This is a genomic window from Robiginitalea sediminis (genome assembly GCF_002198115.1).
Classification (GTDB): Bacteria; Bacteroidota; Bacteroidia; order Flavobacteriales; family Flavobacteriaceae; genus Robiginitalea; species Robiginitalea sediminis.
Window position 1 is genome coordinate 907694 of the sequence record NZ_NGNR01000001.1, and the last position, 20014, is coordinate 927707.

Consider the following 20014-nt stretch of genomic DNA (forward strand, 5'->3'; position numbering starts at 1 on the left):
GCAAGGGTTTTTTTCGGTTCCCTAAGATAGCAATTCCGGGATTCTCTGTCAGGCTTCTGCCGGGGTAGCGGCCCCGCTTAAGGCCTGAAGGCGTATAAGGGCATCGGAAACGGAACCGATGTGGTCCAGGCTCAGCAGCAGCCGCAGGCCATTGCGGGTTTGCTTTTCCTTGATAGTGCCGTCTAGCTTCCCGGATTGCATGGCCCTGATAATACCCGAAAAGGCAGTGCTCTGGTAGAACCCGGATTCCTGGTCCGAAATAAAGTACCCGGTGAGTTTCCCGTTTTTCATGACGATTTTTTCCAGGCCCAGGTGGGCACCCAGCCACTTCAGGCGGATGGATTCCAACAGGTCTTCCGCCTGGGCCGGCAGCGGGCCGAAGCGGTCTTCGAGTTTGGCCCTGAAAGCACTAAGCGCAGTGTCGTCCCGGCATTCGCTGAGCTCGGTATAGAGGCTCAGCCGCTCGGAGATATTGTTGATGTAATCGTCCGGGAAGAGCCATTCAAAATCTGCATCGATCTGGGTTTCCTTCACGAAGTGGTCCCGCGGCCCTTCGACCTCTTCATAGAGCTCCCGGAATTCGTTTTCCTTAAGTTCTTCGATGGCCTCGGCGAGGATTTTCTGGTAGGTCTCAAACCCGATTTCGTTGATAAAGCCGCTTTGCTCCGCCCCGAGCAGGTCTCCAGCCCCGCGGATTTCCAGGTCCTTCATGGCGATGTTTAACCCGCTGCCCAGGTCCGTGAACTGCTCCAGGGCCTGGATCCGTTTGCGCGCCTCCGGGGTCATGACATCGTAGGGCGGGGTGATGAAATAACAAAATGCCTTCTTGTTGCTGCGCCCCACCCGGCCCCGCATCTGGTGCAGGTCACTGAGGCCGAAGTTATTCGCATTGTTGATAAAGATGGTATTGGCATTGCTCACATCCAGGCCGCTTTCGATGATGGTGGTAGAGACCAGGACATCGAAGGCCCCGTTCATGAAATCGAGCATGAGCTGTTCCAGCTTTTTGCCTTCCATCTGCCCGTGGCCCACCCCTATTTTGGCATCGGGCACCAGGCGCTGCAGCATCCCTGCCACTTCCCGGATATTCTCAATGCGGTTATGCACAAAAAAGACCTGGCCGCCCCGTTGGATTTCATAGGCGATGGCATCGCGGATGGTGGCCTCGTCGAAACGGATCACCTGGCTTTCTATCGGGTAGCGGTTGGGGGGAGGGGTATTGATCACCGACAGGTCCCGGGCCGCCATCAGGCTGAATTGGAGGGTGCGAGGGATGGGGGTTGCCGTGAGCGTTAGCACGTCTATGTTCTCCTTGAGGCTTTTGAGCTTGTCCTTGACCGAGACTCCGAACTTCTGCTCCTCGTCTATAATAAGCAGGCCCAGGTCCTTGAAGGCTACCTGTTTGCCCACCAGCTGGTGGGTGCCAATCACAATGTCCAGCTTCCCGGAGGCCAGGTTGTCCAACAGCTGCCGCCGGGCTTTGGTGGAGCGGAAGCGGTTCAGGTAGTCCACATGTACCGGCATCTCGGCCATGCGTTCGGTAAAGGTGCGGTAGTGCTGGAAGGCCAGGATCGTGGTGGGCACCAGTACCGCCACCTGTTTCCCGTTATCGACCGCCTTGAATGCCGCCCGGATGGCGATCTCCGTTTTCCCGAAGCCCACATCCCCGCAGATAAGGCGGTCCATGGGGCGCTCACTTTCCATATCTGTCTTAACGGCTTCGGTGGCCGTACTTTGGTCCGGGGTGTCTTCATAGAGGAAGGAGGCCTCCAGCTCGTGTTGGAGGTAGCTGTCCGGGGCGTATTGGAATCCCTTCCGGAGCCTTCTCTTGGCATAGACCTCGATGAGGTTGAAGGCTATTTTCTTGACCCTGGACTTGGTTTTCGCCTTGAGTTTCTTCCAGGCCCCTGATCCGAGTTTGTAGATTTTCGGCGGCGCCCCGTCCTTCCCGTTGTATTTGGCGATTTTGTGGAGGGAATGGATGCTTACATAGAGGATGTCCCGGTCTCCGTAAATGAGTTTGATGGCTTCCTGGGTTTTGCCTTCCACCTGGATTTTCTGCAGCCCCCCGAAGGTGCCGATGCCGTGGTCTATGTGGGTCACGTAATCCCCGATTTCCAGCTTATTGAGCTCCTTCAGGGTAATGGCCTGCTTCTTGGCGTAGCCATTGCGGATCGTAAAGCGGTGGTAGCGCTCAAAAATTTGGTGGTCGGTATAGCAGCACAACCCAAGTTCCGGGGCTTCAAAGCCCTGGTAGAGCGGGTGGACCAGGGTTTCGTAGGGGATGTCCTTCCCGATCTCATCGAAGATATCGTGGAACCGTTTGGCCTGTTGCTCCGAGGCGCAGAACAGGAAATTGCGCATCCCCTTTTCGCTGTTTTCCAGCAGCCTGTCCCGCAGCATTTCAAAATGCTTGTTAAAGGCTGGCTGGGGGGTGGCGCCAAGGGTTGCCGTTACCCCGGCGCTTTCGCCCCCGGCACCTAAAACGATCCGTCGGAAGGATTCCAGCCCTGTCGTAAGGGCTGCCCCGTTCAGGAAGAGGTCCGCCGGTTTGGCGCGGGAGGTTTCACCTTCCAGGGATCCGAAGGCTTCTTCTGCTTTCCCGAAGAGACCGTCCAGGCGGCTGGCCGCCACTTGGGGGTGTTTGATCAGGACTATGGTCTGCTCGGGGATGTATTCCAGGAAGCTTACGCGCTGTTCGTGCAAAAGCTTGTCGGCCATATTGGGGATGATGCTGATTTTCTTCACCTGACCCGTGGAGAGCTGGCTCTCCACATCGAAGGTGCGGATGCTGTCTACTTCGTCCCCGAAGAATTCGATGCGGAAGGGTTCGTCGTGCGAAAAGGAAAAAACATCTACAATACCACCCCTTACGGAGAATTCCCCGGGCTCGGTAACAAAATCGACACGGCGGAAATGGTATTCGAAAAGGGTTTCATTGAGGAAGTCCAACGAAAGGCTGTCCCCAACCCTAAGGCCCAGGGTGTTTTTGCGAAGCTGCTTTCGGGTAACGACCTTTTCGAAGAGGGCATCGGGGTAGCTCACAATGAGGGCCGGCTTTTTGCGGGAATCGATCCGGCTCAGGACCTCTGCCCGCAACAAAACGTTGGCGTTGTCCGTAGATTCGATCTCATAGGGCCTGCGATAACTGCCGGGAAAAAACAGGGCCTGGTCGCGCCCCACCAGGGCTTCCAGGTCATTGAGCAGGTAAGCGGCCTCCTCCTTGTCCTCCAGAAGCAGGAGCATGGGCGATTCCAACGCCCCAAAAACCTCCGCTATGGTAAAGGAAAGGGCAGACCCGGGGCACCCTTTCAGGTGCACAATGCCCTGGGAGCCGGACATAGCTTCCCGCAGATCCCCCAGGGCAGGGGCCTGTGCAAAGCGTTCCCGGATATCGGCCAGACTCAAGAGAGGTCGAAAATTTGTGCAAAAATACAGGGAAAGGGCCACCCGGGCAACCTCACCGGCCGTTTATCTCTATCCGTCCGCTGTATTGGGGGTTTCCAGAGGGAGGACAGCTTCCGGGGTCAGGGCAAAAACCCGCTCCCCGGGTTGAGGAGACACCACATGCATCCCGGTAAAGGCGCCAAAGGCCGGGAGGATGAGTTGTTTCTCCCTCAGGTAAAACACCGGCAGGCGCAGGCGCTGGCGCCCACTCCCAGCCAGGCGCACGGCCGGGTGCAGGTGCCCGGCAATATTGAAGCGCCCAGGGGACTCCATGGGGTGGTGGGTGAGCTCGAAAGGGCCGGTTTGCCAGCTTTCGTGCAGGCGAATCCCGAGGGCTTCGAACCGTACCGGGTCAATGATGTCGTGGTTGCCCACCACCAGTTCCAGCCGTGCAGAACAGGCACCGGCCCAGGACTCGAAGAAGTCCCATTCCCGGTTGAGGTGGGAATGAAAGAGGTCGCCAAGGAAACAGATTGTCTCCGGGCGGAAAACCTCCTGCAACTGTTGCAGCCGGCTAAAATTGCGCTTCAGGGCCTTTAGGGGTACAGCCGCCCCGTATTTGCGGAAATGCGTCACCTTCCCCAGGTGGAGGTCGCTTAGCAGGAGCATCCCCCGGCTGCGCCAGAACAGCCCTCCCCAGGGGTGCATCTCCAGGGTTTCCCCAGCGATATTTTCCAGGTGTAGCATTGGGGCAAAGGTATCATTTTAAAGTGGCCCTCCGCCCGGTTGTCACCCTCCTGTCAGGATCCGGGTCATGCGCTTAATGCGGTCGGCGAGCTTTTCACTGCTGAGCTTTTCCCGTAGGCGGTCGGTAATGATGGGAAAGGAAAACGGGGTGGGTTTCGTACAGGCCTTCCAAACAATTTCCTGGCCTTGGATCCGCTCCAGGGCCAATCTCAAGCGGCCTTCCTCCAACTGGTGTTCGAAGGTTTCGGTAAAGGCCTGCTGGAAAAGGAGGTTGTCGGGCTCATAGTCGCGGAAGACTTCAAAAAGCAGCTGGGAACTGCTTTGCAGGTGCTTCATCTTAACCCCTTTGTTCGGGTATCCCGAAAAAACCAGCCCGCTGATTACCGCGATGTCCCGGAATTTCCTGCGGGCCATCTCGGTGGCGTTCAGGCTCTTCTGCAGGTCGTCCAGCAGATACTCCGGGCTGAATAAATCGTTGTCCAACACCATGCGGACATCCAGGGGTTGGTCCGAGAGCAGCTCAAACCCGTAGTCGTTATAGGCCAGGGAAAAGGTAATGGGGGTCAACAGGCTGATGCGGTAGCTCAGCAGGCTGGCCATAGCCTCATGGACAAACCGTCCTTCGAATGGGTAGAAGATATGGTGGTGCCCTTCCCGGGTTTTAAAGGTTTCCAGCAGCAGCTGGTCGGGCCCGGGGACGATACTTTCCAGGCGTTGCCGCTCGAATAGCGGTTGCAGGGCCCGGATTTCCTCCGCCTGCTGCTCCTCGGGCATGGCCGCGGAGTAGAGTTCCTCCCGGAGGATCCGCGACATCTCGCTCGAAAGGGTAAGCCGCCCGCCCATCCAGCTTGGGGTTTTTCCGGCTTTCTGGGAGGAATTCCGCACCAGGGCCACCATGTCCCGGATCCGGATAAATTCCAGGTTCCGCCCTGCAAAGGTAAACACGTCCCCCGCCTTGAGCTTGGAGATAAAGTACTCTTCTATGGTGCCGATATAGCCCCCTTTCTGGTATTTGACGGTGAGCTGGGCATCCCCCACAATTGTCCCGATCTGGAACCGGTGGCGCATGGCCACTCCGCGGTTGGTAACCTTCAAAAGCCCGTCAGCTTCTACCTCTACCTTGCGGTATTCGTCGTAAGACTGCAGGCTCTGGCTTCCCAGGACCAGGAAGTTCAACAGCCATTCCCATTGCTCCTGGCTCAGCGCCTGGTAGCAGAACGTCTGGCAGACTTCCCTGTAAATGGTCTCGGGATGGAAGCCGTCGGAGACGGCGAGGGTGGTGAGGTACTGCACCAGGACGTCGAAGCTGCCCAGGTAGGGTGTGCGGTCTTCCACGGCCTGTAATTTTACTGCCTGCTGCAGGGCGGCCGCTTCCACCAATTCAATGGCATGGGTTGGCAGGAAATAGATCACACTTTCCTTCCCCGGCCGGTGCCCGCTGCGCCCCGCCCGTTGCAGGAAGCGCGCTACCCCTTTGGGCCCGCCTATCTGGATGACGGTTTCCACAGGGGCAAAATCCACGCCCAGGTCCAGGCTTGAGGTGCACACCACCGCCTTAAGGCTTTCGTTTCGGATGGCCTGTTCCACCCAGAGCCGGGTTTCCTTGTCTATGCTGCCGTGGTGCATGGCTATTTCCCCGGCCAGTTCCGGGTGGCGTTCCAGCAATTTCTGGAACCAAATTTCGCATTGGCCCCGGGTGTTGGTAAAGATCAGCGTGGTTTTGCTTGCTTCGATAATGGGGATGATGGATTCGAGCATGTGCAGCCCCAGGTGGCCCCGCCACGGAAAAGTATCCATGCGCTCGGGCAACAGGCTTTTTACCACGATGCGCTTGGGGACATGGGCCCGGATCATCACGGAATTTTCCAGGGCTTCTGAACCCGGCCCTAACAGGACCTGCCGGGCCTGTTCCAGGTTGCCGATGGTTGCTGAGATGCCCCAGATGCGCAATTGGGGGCAGACGGACTTCAGGCGGGAAAGGGCCAGTTCCATCTGTACCCCGCGCTTGCTTCCCAGCAATTCGTGCCATTCGTCTACCACGACAGCCGTGCAGGAGGCGAAGGTTTTGGCATACCCCTTCGTCGCCAGCAGCAGTTGCAGGCTTTCCGGGGTGGTGATCAGCAGGTCCGGCATGGCTTTGCGCTGTTTGGCGCGTTGGGCCGTGGAGGTGTCCCCTGTACGGATACCCACTTCGAAGGGGATGTCCAGGTCCTGGAGGATCCGTTGGGCAGACTGGTGGATTTCCTGGGAAAGCGCGCGCAAAGGGGTTATCCATACGGCCTTAAGGCCTTTCCGGTGCTTAGTTCGGAACCCTGGGTGTTCTTTCATGTATTGCAGCAGGATAGGGAACCAGAGGGCGTAGGTCTTCCCGCTCCCGGTGGGGGCGTTGAGCAGCCCGTGCTTGCCGTCCAGAAAGGCCTCCCAGGTCTGTACCTGGAAGGGAAAGGGTATCCAGCCCTGCCCGTGGAACCATGCGGTAGCCTGCTCGGTCCACTTCTGGTGCCTGTCTTTCGCTGCTTTCATGGGTCGGGGATTAAGGACAGTAGGGATTGGAGGCTGTCCGCGGCCTCAATGGTCTTGTCTTTTCGCCAGCGTACAATGCGCGGGAAGCGGGTAGCTACCCCGCTTTTGTGCCTTCCGGAGCGGGCAATCCCCTCAAAGGCAATTTCAAAGACCTGTTCGGGCTGGACCGAGCGCACCGGCCCGAAGCGCTCCAGGGTATGGCGTTTGATCCAGGCATCCACCTCCCTGAACTCCGCATCGGTAAGGCCGGAATAGGCCTTGGCAAATGTTACCAGTTCCCGGGTGCCGTCCTGTTTTTCATCCCACAACGCGAAGGTGTAATCCGTAAACAGATTACTGCGCCTCCCGTGCCCCCGCATGGCGTAGGTCAACACGGCGTCTACGGTAAAAGGGTCTACCTTCCACTTCCACCAGTCCCCCTTTTTCCGGCCTACCCCATAGGCCGAATCCTTGCGTTTGAGCATCAGGCCCTCCGAGCGGACCTCCCGGGAACGATTCCGCTCTTGGGCTGCCTCCTCCCATTGACCAAAGGCCATGGTTTCGGAAAGGTCCAGGGGTAGTCCTGCCTCGCCGGAAAGGGGCCCTATTAACGCGTCAAGGTGCTGGCGCCTCTGGCTGAAGGGCAGGTGCCGGATGTCCTGGCCTTCCCATTCCAGCAGGTCATAGGCCCGGAGGATCACAGGTGTTTTTTCCAGGAGTTTGGCACTGATGGTTTTTCTGCCCAGACGTTTCTGCAGGTCCCGGAAACTCCCAACCTGCCCCTTGGGAAAAGGCAGGATTTCCCCGTCGATCACCGTGCCCTCCGGGAGCACCGGCAGGAGCTTCTCAAATTCCGGATACTGGTCGGTTACCAGCTCCTCGCCCCGGCTCCAGACGAAGAGGCGTCCTTCCCGGCGGATGAGCTGTGCCCGGATCCCGTCCCACTTGTGCTCGGCCAGCCACTGGTCTGTCGCTCCCAGGTCTGCGGGCTGCCCTTCCAGGGCATGGGCCAGGAAAAACGGGAATGGCCTGGAGGCCTTATCGGCTTCCCGCTCCTCCAGGACCAGGTGTTCGAAGGAGACAGATTGGGGGTCCCAGTTGCCCATCAGGCGGTAGGCCAGCAACTCTTCCGCCACTCCGGTAGCGGCCGAAAGGGCCCGGGTCATGAGTTTCTGGCTGATGCCTATGCGAAACCCCCCGGTAATGAATTTGTTGAACACGAAGCGCTCATAGTACCCCTGTTGCTGCCAGTGCCTCAGGACATAGGCTTTCTTGCCGGCCTCGTCAAGGGATTTGAGCCAAACCATATCGGCCAGGTATTCCGCAAGGGAGGGCAGGGGGGTAGGCTGATCCCTGTCGGGGAGGACCAGGGCAATGGTCTCGGCCAGGTCCCCCACAATATGGTAGCTCTCCTCGAAAAGCCACATTGGGATCCCCGAGACCTCAGCCGCCCATTCCCGCAGAAGTCGCGTATTGACAGGCCGTGAGGGTCTCCGGTGCGACAACAGGGCAATGGCCCAGACCTTGTCCGGGCCTTCGGCCTCCCGGAAGTATTCGGCCAGGGCCTCCACCTTCCGGGTGGTCTTGTTGGTGCTGTCCAGGGTGCGGATCAGGGATGCGAATCGCTCCATCTTATCCCTCTTCGTTAGTTTCGTCTTTGCCTTCTGGGCTCTCCCCTTCGTATTGGGTACTCTCGGTCCGGGCATCGTAGCCTTCTTCCCTTAAGAAGCGGGAGAAGATGTCGGCGTACCCGTGGGTGCAGATCACCCGGGACGCCCCCGTTTCCGAAATGGTACGGAGCAGCCCGGTCCAGTCGGCGTGGTCGCTCAGGACAAAGCCCCGGTCTACGGCCCGCCTCCTCCTGGCCCCGCGAAAGGCCATCCAGCCACTGGCAGTCGCAGTTTCGTAGGGCACCAACCGGCGCATCCAGGTACTCCCGTGGGCACTTGGTGGGGCCAACACCAACTGCCCCCGCACTTCTTCTTTGGGGGTGTCGGCCGTAATCCGCCGGGTAGGCGGCAGGGCCGTAATCCCCCGGATGACCTCATTCATATTCTCTATGGCCCCGTGGGTATAGACAGGTCCTATGGATGTATCCAGGGCGGCCAGCAGGCGTTGGGCCTTACCCAGGGAATAGGCAAAGAGGACCGAAGTCTTGCCGGCAGCCTTGTTGGCTATCCACCAGTGCTGGATGTCTTCGATAACCTCCTGCTGTGGCCTCCAGGAAAAGGCCGGAAGCCCAAAGGTGCATTCCGTGATAAACGTATCGCAGCGCACCGGCTCGAAAGGCGTGGAGAGCCCATCCGGCTCCGGTTTATAGTCTCCGGAAAAGACCCAGGTTTCGCCTTTGTATGATACCCGGACCTGGGAAGAGCCCACAATATGGCCGGCGGGGTGGAAACTGAAGCTAACCCCGTTCAGGTTCCGGGTTTCCCCCCATTGCACCGTTTCCACACGGATATCACCCAGGCGGTGCCTGATGATGGGGGCATTGAGGTGGTGGGTGAGGTAGTGCTGGTGGCCCCAACGGCTGTGGTCCGAATGGCCATGCGTGATCAGGGCCTTTTTGACAGGCTTCCAGGGGTCTAGGTAAACATCGGCCCGGGAACAGTAGATGCCCTTATCCGTGAATTCCAGCAGGGGTCTTTCCATAGCCGGGTGAAGGTACGCAATTCTCCTTTTTGAGGGAAGGGGCTTCTGTCGGGATATCCTCCCGGAACGGCCGTGGGGCGGTCTAAGAATTGGATGGCATTGCTGTGCAGAACGGGAACAAAGCGGTATATTTGCACGAAAATCCATTTGTATCATGCCTATCCTGGATCTGTATAACCACCCCGAGAAAAGGAGGAATCTGGCCCACTTTGCCGCACTGGCTTCCCTGGCTGCCGTAGACGGCGCCATCAACCCTCCTGAAAAGGAAGTAATCGATCGTTTTGCCGCCAAGCTGGATATCACCCCTCAGGAATACAAGGAGGTGATGAAAAAGGAGAACAAATACCCCATTGAAGCACCTTTCGAAATGGAGAAGCGCTACGAGCGCCTGTTCGATTTCTTCGGTATCATTTTCTCCGACCACCAGATAGATTCCGAGGAAATGGCACTTGTTAAGAAATATGCCCTGGGATTGGGCTTCTCCGACAAGAAAGCCGATGAGGTCATCGCCAAGTCCGTTGCGATCTTTACCGGTAGAATCCCCTTTGAGGATTACCTCTACCTGATAGAAAAGAAAGACTAATTACCGCTGCCGGGCCATAAAGGACTCGGCTTTTTCCACCATTTTACGGCTGCCGCAGAAAAAGGGAACCCGCTGGTGCAATTCGGTGGGCTGAATCTCCATGATGCGGCCATACCCGTCGGAGGCCTTGCCCCCGGCCTGCTCAGCCAGAAAAGCCATGGGGTTGCACTCGTAAAGCAGTCGGAGTTTCCCATTGCTGTTCACACTGCTTTTCGGGTACATATAAATCCCGCCCTTTATCATATTGCGGTGGAAGTCAGACACCAGGGACCCGATGTATCGGGAGGTGTAAGGGCGGTCCCCCTCTTCCATCTGGCAATATTTGATATAGTCCTTGACCCCTTGGGGGAAGTGGATATAATTCCCCTCGTTCACGGAATAGATCTTACCGGTTTCCGGGAACTGCATGTTGGGGTGGGAGAGGTAGAAGGTGCCGATGGCCGGGTTGAGGGTAAACCCATTAACGCCATGGCCCGTAGTGTAGACCAGCATGGTGGAGGTTCCGTAGATTATATACCCCGCTGCTACCTGGTTTACACCGGGTTGCAGGAAGTCATCCAGGGTTACCGGCGTACCGCTTGGGGTCAGGCGCCTGTAAATGGAAAATATTGTACCTACGGAAACATTCACGTCGATATTGGAAGACCCGTCCAGGGGGTCAATCAGTACCACGTATTTGTTCTGGTGGTTTTCGTCCAGGGAATTGATGGAGATGTAATCCTCCTCCTCTTCCGAAGCAATACCACAGACAATTTCCCGGTTTTTCAGGGTCTGGATAAATTTCTCATTGGCCAGCACATCGAGTTTTTGCTGGCTTTCGCCCTGGACATTGGTTTCCCCGGCGGCGCCGAGGATGTCGATGAGCCCGGCTTTGTTTACCTCGTGGTTGACCACTTTGGCGGCCAGGCGGATGGCGTTGATGAGTTTGGATAGTTCGCCGGTGGAATACTGGAACTCGGCCTGGTTCTCTATGATGAACTCGCCCAGGGTTTTCGTTTTCCCCTGCATAAATTTCGGGTTAGGTGTTACTGCCCACAAATATCGCTTATTTTGTGAAACTACATCGATTTCGAGTTCAGTGACTTTTGTGAAATTATAACTTTGTGTTTTATTTGTAACAATTATGGAATATACGATCCGACCCGCCAGGGAAGAAGATATGCCGGCAGTCCACCGCCTGATCACCGAATTGGCAATATTTGAAAAGGAACCCAATGCGGTGGAAGTTACTGTGGAAAAGCTCAAAGAAGACGGTTTCGGGCCCGAGCCCCGGTTCCGGTGTTTCGTGGCCGATAGCGGGATGGGGGTAGATGGGATGGCGCTGGTGTATCCGCGGTATTCCACCTGGAAAGGCCCCGCCCTGCACCTGGAGGACCTCATCGTTACCGAACCTGCAAGGGGTTCGGGCCTTGGGAGCGCCCTGCTCACCGAGGTCATCCGCCACGCCCGGGACACCGGCGCCAAACGGGTAAGCTGGGAGGTTTTGGACTGGAACGAACCGGCCATCCGGTTCTACAAATCCAGGGGTGCGCGAATCCTGAGGGACTGGGATGTGGTGCAACTCGACGAGCGGGGGATCGATCACTATTTACAACACTATGCGGGTTTATAAATTCGGAGGTGCCTCGGTAAAAGATGCCGACGGGGTACGCAACCTTTTGGCCGTTTTGCGGCAAACCGGAACGGAAAAGACCTTTTTGGTGGTCTCCGCCATGGGCAAAACGACCAATGCCATGGAGGAGGTGGTGCGCGCCTACTTCGAGGACAAGGCTGCTTTGGCCGGGGCCCTGCAAGGGGTGGAGGATTACCACCTGGAGATCCTCTCCGGGCTTTTTCCGGCTGCTTCCCACCCCATTTACGAGAGGGTGCGGGGGCTTTTGGCTGAGGTAAGAGGCTTTCTGGCCTGGAACAAATCGCCCAAAAACAGCTTTGTCTATGACCAGGTAGTAGGTTACGGGGAGCTGCTTTCCACGGCTATTGTGAGTGCCTACCTGGAATCCCAGGGCCTGGCCAACACCTGGCTCGATATCCGGGACTACATCAAAACCGATTCCAACTACCGGGACGGCCGGGTAGATTGGGAACGCACGCAGCAGGCCGTAGCAGCCCTTTCCGGACGGCGCGAGCTCTTTATTACCCAGGGTTTCCTGGGCAGTGATGAGAACAATTTCACCACTACCCTGGGGCGGGAGGGTTCCGATTATACGGCAGCCATTATTGCCTACTGCCTCAATGCGGCCTCGGTGACCATCTGGAAGGACGTCCCCGGTGTGCTCAATGCGGACCCCAGGTACTTCGAGAAAACCACCCTGCTGCAGCAGATCTCCTACCGGGAAGCTATTGAACTGGCCTTTTACGGGGCCTCGGTAATCCACCCGAAAACCCTGCAGCCTCTGCAGCGCAAGGAGATTCCCCTATACGTAAAATCCTTCCTTAAGCCCCAGGACCCGGGTACTGTTGTCGGCAAGGGCAAAGGAATCCAGCCGGAGATCCCCTGCTTTATACTGAAAAAGGACCAGGTGCTCATGAAACTCTCCTCCCTGGATTTCTCATTTATCGTAGAGGACAATATCAGCGACCTGTTCAAATTGCTGCACGACCACCGGATGAAGGTAGACCTGATCCAGAATTCGGCCATTAGTTTTTCGGTCTGCTTCGACGACAAGTACAACCGCCTGGAGGCCCTGCTATCGCAACTCAAGGGGAGGTTCAAGGTGGTTCACCAGAAAGGGGTGTCCCTCTACACCATCCGGCACTTCGACCCGGACGCCATCCGCTCCCTCCAGGACGGGCGGGAGGTCTTGTTAGAACAGCGCGGAAGGGAAACGGTCCAATTGGTGGTACGTTAGACGGAGGCAGGCCCAAAATGCCCGTGTTTTAACCCCCGGCAACCCCCATTTTTCTATCTTTACCCCGAAGAAGGAAGGTTATGAGTTTAGTTACTGCCAAGGAAGTTGCCAGAGCCATCCACCTGGACCGCTATGGGTTCCTGGGGACCTTTATGGGCTGGATCCTGATGCAGGTAACCCGCATTAGTAACCTGAACCGGTTTTACAAACGCAACCAGCAGCTTTCCGGACCCGAATTCCTGGAGCGCATCCTGGAGCACTATGAAATAGATTTCGAAATTCCGGAGGAAGACTTTAAGCGACTGCCCAAAGAGGGTCCGTTTATCACCATCAGCAACCATCCGCTGGGGGGTATAGACGGGGTCCTCCTCCTTAAACTCCTGCTCCAGCACCGTTCGGATTATAAGATTGTCGCCAACTTCCTGTTGCACAGAATCGCCCCCCTGGCCCCGTATATAATGCCGGTAAACCCCTTTGAGGACCGGCAGGATGTCAAGAGTTCCATTGCCGGAGTCAAACAGGCCCTCGAGCACCTGGGCGAGGGACACCCGCTGGGCATCTTCCCCGCCGGGGAGGTTTCCACCTATAAGGAAGGGCACCATTTTGTAGACCGTCCCTGGGAGGAAGGGGCCCTAAAGCTGATCCGGAAGGCAGGCGTCCCGGTGGTCCCGGTGTATTTCCACGCCCGCAACAGCCGGCTGTTTTACCGCCTTTCCAGCATCAATGAAAAGTTTCGTACGGCCCGCCTCCCCACCGAGTTGGTGACCCAGCGCAACCGCCCGATAAAGGTACGGATTGGCCAGCCCATAGCGGTGGCGGTCCAGAAGGAACAAGACTCCCTGGAGGAATATGCCGACCTGCTGCGCCGTAAGACTTATCTGCTGGCCAACCCCTATGAACGCGAGCGCCTCATAGACCAGATCCCGGGCTCCATCAAAATCCCCAAGCCCCCCAGGCGCATTGCCTCTGCTGTGCGGACTGAGGTTATCGAAGGGGAAATCGAAAAGCTCAGGGAGAAGGACTGCCGGCTGTTGCAAAGCAAGAATTACGAGGTTTTCCTGGCCCAGAAAAAGGACATGCCCTTTATTTTACAGGAGATCGGGCGCCAACGGGAAATGACCTTCCGCGCCATTGGTGAAGGGACCAATAAGTCCATCGACTTAGACCGCTTCGACGACTATTACCACCACCTCTTCCTATGGGACGATGCCGAGAAACAAATTGTCGGGGCATACCGTATGGGGATGGGATCGGAGATCTTCGAACAATTCGGCATAGACGGTTTCTACCTGCAGGACCTCTTCCGCTTTGAGCCGGAACTGTTCCCCATGATGCGCCAATCTATAGAGATGGGCAGGGCCTATATCGTGGAGGAATACCAGCAAAAACCCATGCCGCTGTTCCTGTTGTGGAAGGGGATAGTCCATACAACGCTTCGGCACCCCGAGCACAAATACCTCATTGGGGGGGTAAGTATCAGCAACCAGTTTTCGAACTTCTCAAAGTCCCTGATGATCGAGTTCATGAAATCCAATTATTGGGACCCCTATGTGGCGCAGTACATCCGCCCCAAAAAGGAATTCAAGGTAAAGCTCAATGATGCAGACAAGGAGTTCGTTTTTGACGAGACCGAGGCGGACCTCAATAAGTTCGACCGCCTGATCTCGGAAGTGGAGCCGGGCAGCCTGCGCCTGCCGGTGCTAATCAAAAAGTACATCAAACAAAACGCCCGGGTGGTGGCCTTTAATGTGGACCCCCTCTTCAACAACGCCGTAGACGGTCTGATGTATATCCGCATTTCCGACCTCCCGGAAAGCACCGTGAAGCCGGTTATGGAAGAATTCCAGGCTGAGTTGGAACGGAAGCTGGCCGAAGGTAACGGGCCGGCCTAACCGGTGAGTTCAGTCTTCGGGTATTCCAATACGACTGCTCCGCCGTTCAAAAAGCACGTTGTCTGTCCAGACCCCGTTGCGCTGGCCAATCCGCTCCCGGTACCCGATGCGGCGGAACCCCGCTTTTTCATGGAGGCGGATACTGGCCGCGTTTTCAGGGAAAATACCGGATTGAAGCGTCCAGAACCCGCTGGCTTCACTCTCCCGTATAAGGGAGTTCATAAGCTGCATGCCTACCCCTTGCCCGCGGAAGGCTTCCCCGATATAGATACTGACTTCCGCCACACCTCCGTAAACACACCGGCCCGAAACGGGCGACAGGGCGGCCCAGCCGGCAATGGCACCGGTAGCTTCGGCTACCAGCCGGCAGTTCGGCAGGTGAGCGGCATCCCAGGCCTCGTAGGAGGGTACCTGGGTCTCGAAGGTTGCTACCCCGGTAGCCATACCCTCGGCATAGATACGGGACACCTCCGGCCAGTCTTTCGGGAACATGTTACGGACATTCATGGCAGGACATTAACAACACCCGCTTCCGGGGGTGCAGCCCGAGGAAGATTCCATCGGGGCTCCCACTCCACATAGTTCCTGGGCCTTGCATTGGGTGGCTTCCGTGCTTAGCGTGAAGGTAAGGGTCTCGCCTTTGGTTTGGAACAGAGCCACATGCAGTTGCCCGGTATGGAAGGAGGCATTCCCGTATTCGAATTTCAGGGTGCTCTCCATTAGCAACGGTTTTTGTTGGGCCACACGTCCGAGGATGGACAGGGCCTTGTCCGAGGTGATGGGGCCGTGGTGGGGTTCCGGATTAGGGGCTTCCCAGAGTTGGATTAGGGTCTCCTGCCAGCTGTCTGTACGCCCCCCGCAATCGGTGGCATCTATGTAGACATTTTTGACTTCGGTAATATGGTAATCCGGGCGGAGGTGTTCCCCCGGACGGTATTCAAAGTCGAGGATGTGATTGGGATGGCTTTGCAGCAGGGAGATAAATTCGCGTGTGGTCATAGGATGTTTTTAGTTAACAGCACTGTTGGCTGATGCGGTTGAAAAAAGACTCGAATAACGTACTGAAGGTTTCCCACCGGTCTTTGTCGATGCAATAGCAGAGGTTTTTGCCCTGGAAATTTCCTTTGAGCAATCCGATTTTCTTGATTTCACTCAGGTGTTGGGATATGGTGGCCTGGGCCAGCCCGGTTTCTTCCACGAGGTCACTGCAAATACAGGCATCCTGGCGGCTGATGTACTGGAGGATAGCCACCCGTGCAGGATGGGCCAGGACCTTGGCCACCTGGGCGATTTCATTTTGCTGGGAATTGAAGAGTTCGGATTTGCTGACGCCCATTCAGGTAATTGTTATATCGCAATATTACGATAATAAAGTGAAACAAAAAAGCCGGAAGTTACATTCCGGCTTTTTTTCAGAACCAGGGTTTGCGCCCGGACTGATAGGTGTTGTAGAACTCGGCATCGCTCTTGGTCAGGTAAATGATACCTTCAATAAGGCCGATGAGCCCTGTGGCCCAGACCAGGAAGACCCCTATGCCTATACAGGATAGTACAAAGCCTATTATGGTGATAACCAATAGGATAATCCCCTCCTTCTGGTAGCCCAGGATAAATTTGTGGATTCCCAGGGAGCCAAACAGGATGGCCAGGATGCCTGCCAGGATTTTCTTGTTGTCGGCACTTACGCTTTCCAGGCCTTCCTTGAATTCCTCTGCCGTTTTCTTGGCCTCTTCTTTGAAGTCTCCGGCAGCCTCTTTGGCCTCCTCGCCCATTTCTTTAGCTTTTTCCTTGGCTTTGTCGAAGGCCTCTTCGGCCTTGTCGCCCAGGTTTGATTTGTCGTCTGACATGGTCTTAATATTGTTGGTTGATAGTTAGTACAATGTAGGAAATAAAATGGGATTCATAAAGCGCTTCGTCTACACTTTCCAATAGCCTGGTCTGTGTTTGGGTCAAGTTGGGTTGATTTAAGTCCTTTGATTTGGAGCAGAGCACACGGCAGCTTCCCATGATTGTGGTTTGCGGGGGGTGTTGGTATCTTGAAGTTGGGTGGGGGAGGGGTCCCTTGTTCTCAAAACGGAAGCTCCCCCTCTGAAGGTCCCATCCTCTTCTGTTTAGTTCCGGAAACACAAAAGCGGCCCGCAGGCCGCTTTTGATGGTATTCTTCAGATAGGAATAACACTTGGGAAATTCTAAAAGAACCCGAGTTTGTCCTTGCTGTAGGAAATAAGCATATTCTTGGTCTGCCGGTAGTGATCCAGCATCATCTTATGCGTTTCGCGCCCAAATCCGGATTTCTTATACCCTCCGAACGGCGCATGAGCCGGATAGGCGTGGTAGCAGTTCACCCATACTCTCCCAGCTTGGATAGCCCGGGGAACCTGGTACATTTCGTGGGCGTCCCGGGTCCATACACCTGCACCCAGCCCGTAGTAGGTGTCATTAGCAATTTCGATGGCTTCCTCCACGGTCTTAAAGGTGGTCACGGAGGTGACAGGGCCAAAGATCTCTTCCTGGAATACCCGCATTTTGTTATGGCCTTTCAGGATGGTGGGTTCAATATAAAATCCATTTTCCAGACCGCTGTTCAGGGCTTTTTTGGTACCCCCGCAAAGGACTTTGGCACCTTCCTGTTTGCCTATTTCCATATAGCCCAGGATTTTGTCGAACTGTTCGTTGGAAGCCTGTGCCCCCATCATGGTTTCAGGGTCCAGGGGGTTCCCCATTTTGATCGCCTTGGTGCGCTCAATAACCCGTTCCATAAATCGGTCGTAAATGTCTTCGTGGACCAGGATGCGCGAAGGGCAGGTACAAACCTCACCCTGGTTCAGCGCGAACATCACAGCGCCTTCCACAGCCTTGTCGAAAAAGGCGTCATCCGCATCACCCACGCTTTTAAAGAAGATATTGGGGGACTTACCTCCCAATTCCATAGTCACGGGGATCAGGTTTTCCGATGCGTATTGCATGATGAGTTTCCCGGTGCCGGTTTCCCCGGTAAAGGCTACCTTTTGGATCCTTGGCGAAGTGGCCAGGGGCTTACCGGCTTCCAGGCCAAACCCGGTAACTACGTTGAGGACCCCTTCGGGTAGGATGCCGTCTATGAGTTCCATAAGACACATCAGGCTGGTAGGGGTCTGTTCGGCCGGTTTTACCACAATGCAGTTTCCGGCTGCCAGGGCCGGTGCAATCTTCCAACTCGCCATCAGCAAGGGGAAGTTCCATGGGATAATCTGCCCGACTACCCCAAGGGGTTCGTGCAGGTTTATGCTTACGGTGTCGGCATCGTGCTCCGAGATGGTGCTTTCATCGGCCCGTATCACGCCGGCAAAGTACCGGAAATGATCAATGCACAAGGGGAGGTCTGCCGCCATGGTTTCCCGTATGGCCTTGCCATTGTCTATGGTTTCAATTGTGGCGAGGTACTCCAGGTTGTCTTCCATAACCTGTGCAATCCGCAGCAGAAGGTTGGAGCGCGTTGCGGCAGATGTTTTACTCCAGGACGGGAAGGCGGCGTGGGCAGCATCCAGTGCCTTTTCAATATCGGCCTCTGTGCCCCGGGCTGCCTGGGTAAAGGCCTTTCCGGTTACGGGGGAGATGTTTTCAAAATAAGCGCCCGAGGCGGGTGCAGTCCAGGTCCCACCGATATAATGGTCGTACCTGGGTTTGAACGAAACCGACGGCCCCACAAAGGGAAAGGCCGCGGTATCAGGGTTTTGTGTTAGGGTTTCCATGTTGTTTTGTTTGTTTATGAAGCCCAAGAACACCTAAAGTTTCTCAAAACGGGTGCATCATTTTCTCAACTTATAGCACAATCTTCCCAAAAGCCGTATCCATTGGCCTGGGTTATGCTGGTTTTTGTATCTTTTTTGGCAGAACTGCCATGGGTTCCTTTATTACACCATATCGCCTAACGCCAGAAGCGCAACGCACATCTCTGGTGGAACACCGCAACACCTTCAATCTGGATTTTTGCGAATTAAACGTATTTGAGACCCATAAGCAGGCCCGGGATTTCCACCTGAAGTTTCCCGGGTTTACGGTAACCTCCATGCTGCGGGGTAAAAAAGTGATGCGGATAGAAGGCCTGGGCAGCTTCGATTACCTTCCGGGGGAAACCGTCCTGGCCTCGAGAGATCAGCTTATGCGGATCGACTTCCCGGAGGCCAACCGCGAGCGGCCTACCCAGTGTACCGCCCTGGTCATAGATGATGCCTATGTAAAGCAGCAGCTAAACCGTATCCGGGAGCAAAGCCAGCTCGGGCATAAGGCCGAGGAATGCTTTACCCTGGACCTGGAGAACCCCATCCTGAAGAATAACCAACGCCTTGCCCTGGTAAGCGGCCGGATGATCCAGGTACTTTCCAGTAAGGATCCCTTCAAGCATTTCGAGGCAGAGCTGATCCTCAAAGAGCTGCTTTTGTGTTTAATACGCATGCAGAATCTCGGGGAAGCCGAACGCAACAGTGTATTTGCCTCCAACAGCAAACCCATCCACGCCATCATTGCCTATATCAACAGCCACCTTACCTCCGAAATCCGGATAGAAACCCTCTGCCAGCTGGCGGGTATGAGCAAATCCGCACTCTATCGCATGTTTACAGAGCAGTTTGGGATTAGCCCGGCCCGGCTGGTACTCCAACGAAGGCTGGAACACGCCAAAGAACTGATCCGGAATAACCCAGCCCTGAAGATCAAGGAAGTGGCTTACGCATCGGGGTTCAATGACCCCAACTATTTCAACAGAGCCTTTAAGAAGCTGGAGGGCCAGACCCCTCAGGAGTACCGGGTAGACTAAGGCCAAATCCATCTCATCGGAGTAGGTTGGCAAAGCCTGCTCTTTTTTGTGGGATCTGCGGATGCCTTTTCTGTCTCGCCGCCTACGTTTATTAGGTCCCCTTATATGGTTTTAATGGTGTTGGTCTAGAGCCGGTAGCATGTTGGAAATAATTCCTTATCCCTGAAAATCCGCTTCAGGGGGTTCCCATAGTTCTATTTTATTTCCTTCCGGGTCGAGAATCCACCCGAATTTGCCGTAGGGATAGGTCTGCATTTCCCCTGCGATTTCAACCCCCTGCTTTTTTAATTCCTCCATAAGACCTTCCAGATCGGCCACCCGAAAATTCATCATAAAGGGTTTGGAACTGGGGTCGAAATAGTCGGTGTCCTCCCGGAACGGGCTCCATTGGGTGCGCCCGGGCGAACCATCCTTGTCTTGCCACAGAAAGGTCCATCCATATGCGTCTGTTGGGATGCCCAGGTGTTCTTTATACCAGGTCTTGATGTTGTCGGGGTCTTTGGCTTTGAAGAAAAAGCCTCCGAGGCCGGTTACGCGTTTTTTCATGATGGTTTGTTTCAGGGTTGACAGGTATTTTGGATTTGGGAGGGCGGTGGGGGCCCCTAAG

17 protein-coding genes are annotated in these 20014 nt (G+C 55.8%); 5 read left to right on the forward strand and 12 right to left on the reverse strand.

Annotation, left to right across the window (positions count from 1 at the left end; translation table 11 throughout):
- Positions 1-48: 48 nt before the first annotated feature.
- From mfd to CA832_RS04105, 5 genes are all read right to left on the reverse strand, one after another.
- Positions 49-3408 carry a transcription-repair coupling factor gene (gene mfd, locus CA832_RS04085; RefSeq protein ID WP_088340270.1) on the reverse strand — a complete coding sequence of 1120 codons (3360 nt, stop codon included), beginning with the start codon at positions 3406-3408 and terminating at the stop codon, positions 49-51.
- Positions 3409-3477: 69 nt separating this feature from the next.
- Positions 3478-4134, reverse strand: coding sequence for a ligase-associated DNA damage response endonuclease PdeM (pdeM, locus tag CA832_RS04090; RefSeq protein ID WP_088340271.1), 657 nt, complete (start codon positions 4132-4134; stop codon positions 3478-3480).
- Positions 4135-4176: 42 nt separating this feature from the next.
- Positions 4177-6657: a ligase-associated DNA damage response DEXH box helicase gene (locus tag CA832_RS04095; RefSeq protein ID WP_088340272.1), complete on the reverse strand. Its 2481-nt coding sequence runs from the start codon at positions 6655-6657 to the stop codon at positions 4177-4179.
- Positions 6654-8267 (reverse strand): ATP-dependent DNA ligase, encoded by a 1614-nt coding sequence (locus CA832_RS04100; RefSeq protein WP_088340273.1) that lies wholly within the window; start codon positions 8265-8267, stop codon positions 6654-6656. Before CA832_RS04100 ends, CA832_RS04095 begins: the two co-directional genes overlap by 4 nt.
- 1 nt (position 8268) lies before the next feature.
- A complete protein-coding gene (locus CA832_RS04105; protein WP_088340274.1) occupies positions 8269-9288 on the reverse strand; it encodes a ligase-associated DNA damage response exonuclease in 1020 nt (339 codons plus the stop codon).
- Positions 9289-9442: 154 nt separating this feature from the next.
- Here CA832_RS04105 and CA832_RS04110 point away from each other — a divergent pair, with 154 nt between their 5' ends.
- The gene (locus CA832_RS04110; protein ID WP_088340275.1) at positions 9443-9871 is read left to right on the forward strand and encodes a TerB family tellurite resistance protein; all 429 of its coding nucleotides are present in this window, start codon (positions 9443-9445) and stop codon (positions 9869-9871) included.
- Here CA832_RS04110 and fbp read toward each other — a convergent pair whose 3' ends face one another.
- Entirely contained in the window at positions 9872-10879 is a 1008-nt protein-coding gene (fbp, locus tag CA832_RS04115) for a class 1 fructose-bisphosphatase (protein WP_088340276.1), read from the reverse strand. It abuts the gene before it with no gap.
- Positions 10880-10994: 115 nt separating this feature from the next.
- Between fbp and CA832_RS04120 the strand changes: the two genes are divergently transcribed.
- The 3 genes from CA832_RS04120 (at position 10995) to CA832_RS04130 (ending at position 14612) form a co-directional block, all read left to right on the forward strand.
- Positions 10995-11483 carry a GNAT family N-acetyltransferase gene (locus CA832_RS04120; protein ID WP_088340277.1) on the forward strand — a complete coding sequence of 163 codons (489 nt, stop codon included), beginning with the start codon at positions 10995-10997 and terminating at the stop codon, positions 11481-11483.
- Positions 11470-12720 (forward strand): aspartate kinase, encoded by a 1251-nt coding sequence (locus tag CA832_RS04125; protein WP_088340278.1) that lies wholly within the window; start codon positions 11470-11472, stop codon positions 12718-12720. The genes CA832_RS04120 and CA832_RS04125 overlap by 14 nt, the downstream gene beginning before the upstream one ends.
- Before the next feature lie 80 nt (positions 12721-12800).
- Positions 12801-14612 carry a GNAT family N-acyltransferase gene (locus CA832_RS04130; protein ID WP_088340279.1) on the forward strand — a complete coding sequence of 604 codons (1812 nt, stop codon included), beginning with the start codon at positions 12801-12803 and terminating at the stop codon, positions 14610-14612.
- A gap of 9 nt (positions 14613-14621) precedes the next feature.
- Here the strand turns inward: CA832_RS04130 and CA832_RS04135 are convergent, their stop codons facing one another.
- The 5 genes from CA832_RS04135 to CA832_RS04155 form a co-directional block, all read right to left on the reverse strand.
- Positions 14622-15119, reverse strand: coding sequence for a GNAT family N-acetyltransferase (locus CA832_RS04135; protein WP_088340280.1), 498 nt, complete (start codon positions 15117-15119; stop codon positions 14622-14624).
- Positions 15120-15128: 9 nt separating this feature from the next.
- Positions 15129-15611, reverse strand: coding sequence for a DUF6428 family protein (locus CA832_RS04140; RefSeq protein WP_088340281.1), 483 nt, complete (start codon positions 15609-15611; stop codon positions 15129-15131).
- 13 nt (positions 15612-15624) lie between these two features.
- Positions 15625-15948, reverse strand: a complete 324-nt coding sequence (locus CA832_RS04145) for an ArsR/SmtB family transcription factor (RefSeq protein WP_088340282.1) — start codon at positions 15946-15948, stop codon at positions 15625-15627.
- Positions 15949-16024: 76 nt separating this feature from the next.
- Positions 16025-16459, reverse strand: a complete 435-nt coding sequence (locus tag CA832_RS04150; RefSeq protein ID WP_088340283.1) for a TM2 domain-containing protein — start codon at positions 16457-16459, stop codon at positions 16025-16027.
- 342 nt (positions 16460-16801) lie between these two features.
- A complete protein-coding gene (locus CA832_RS04155) occupies positions 16802-18343 on the reverse strand; it encodes an aldehyde dehydrogenase family protein (protein WP_088340749.1) in 1542 nt (513 codons plus the stop codon).
- Between the two features lie 206 nt (positions 18344-18549).
- Between CA832_RS04155 and CA832_RS04160 the strand changes: the two genes are divergently transcribed.
- Positions 18550-19407, forward strand: coding sequence for a helix-turn-helix domain-containing protein (locus CA832_RS04160; protein ID WP_158211878.1), 858 nt, complete (start codon positions 18550-18552; stop codon positions 19405-19407).
- 156 nt (positions 19408-19563) lie between these two features.
- On the opposite strand, the gene CA832_RS04165 is transcribed toward CA832_RS04160, so the two are convergent.
- Entirely contained in the window at positions 19564-19953 is a 390-nt protein-coding gene (locus CA832_RS04165) for a VOC family protein (RefSeq protein ID WP_088340285.1), read from the reverse strand.
- Positions 19954-20014 lie beyond the last annotated feature (61 nt).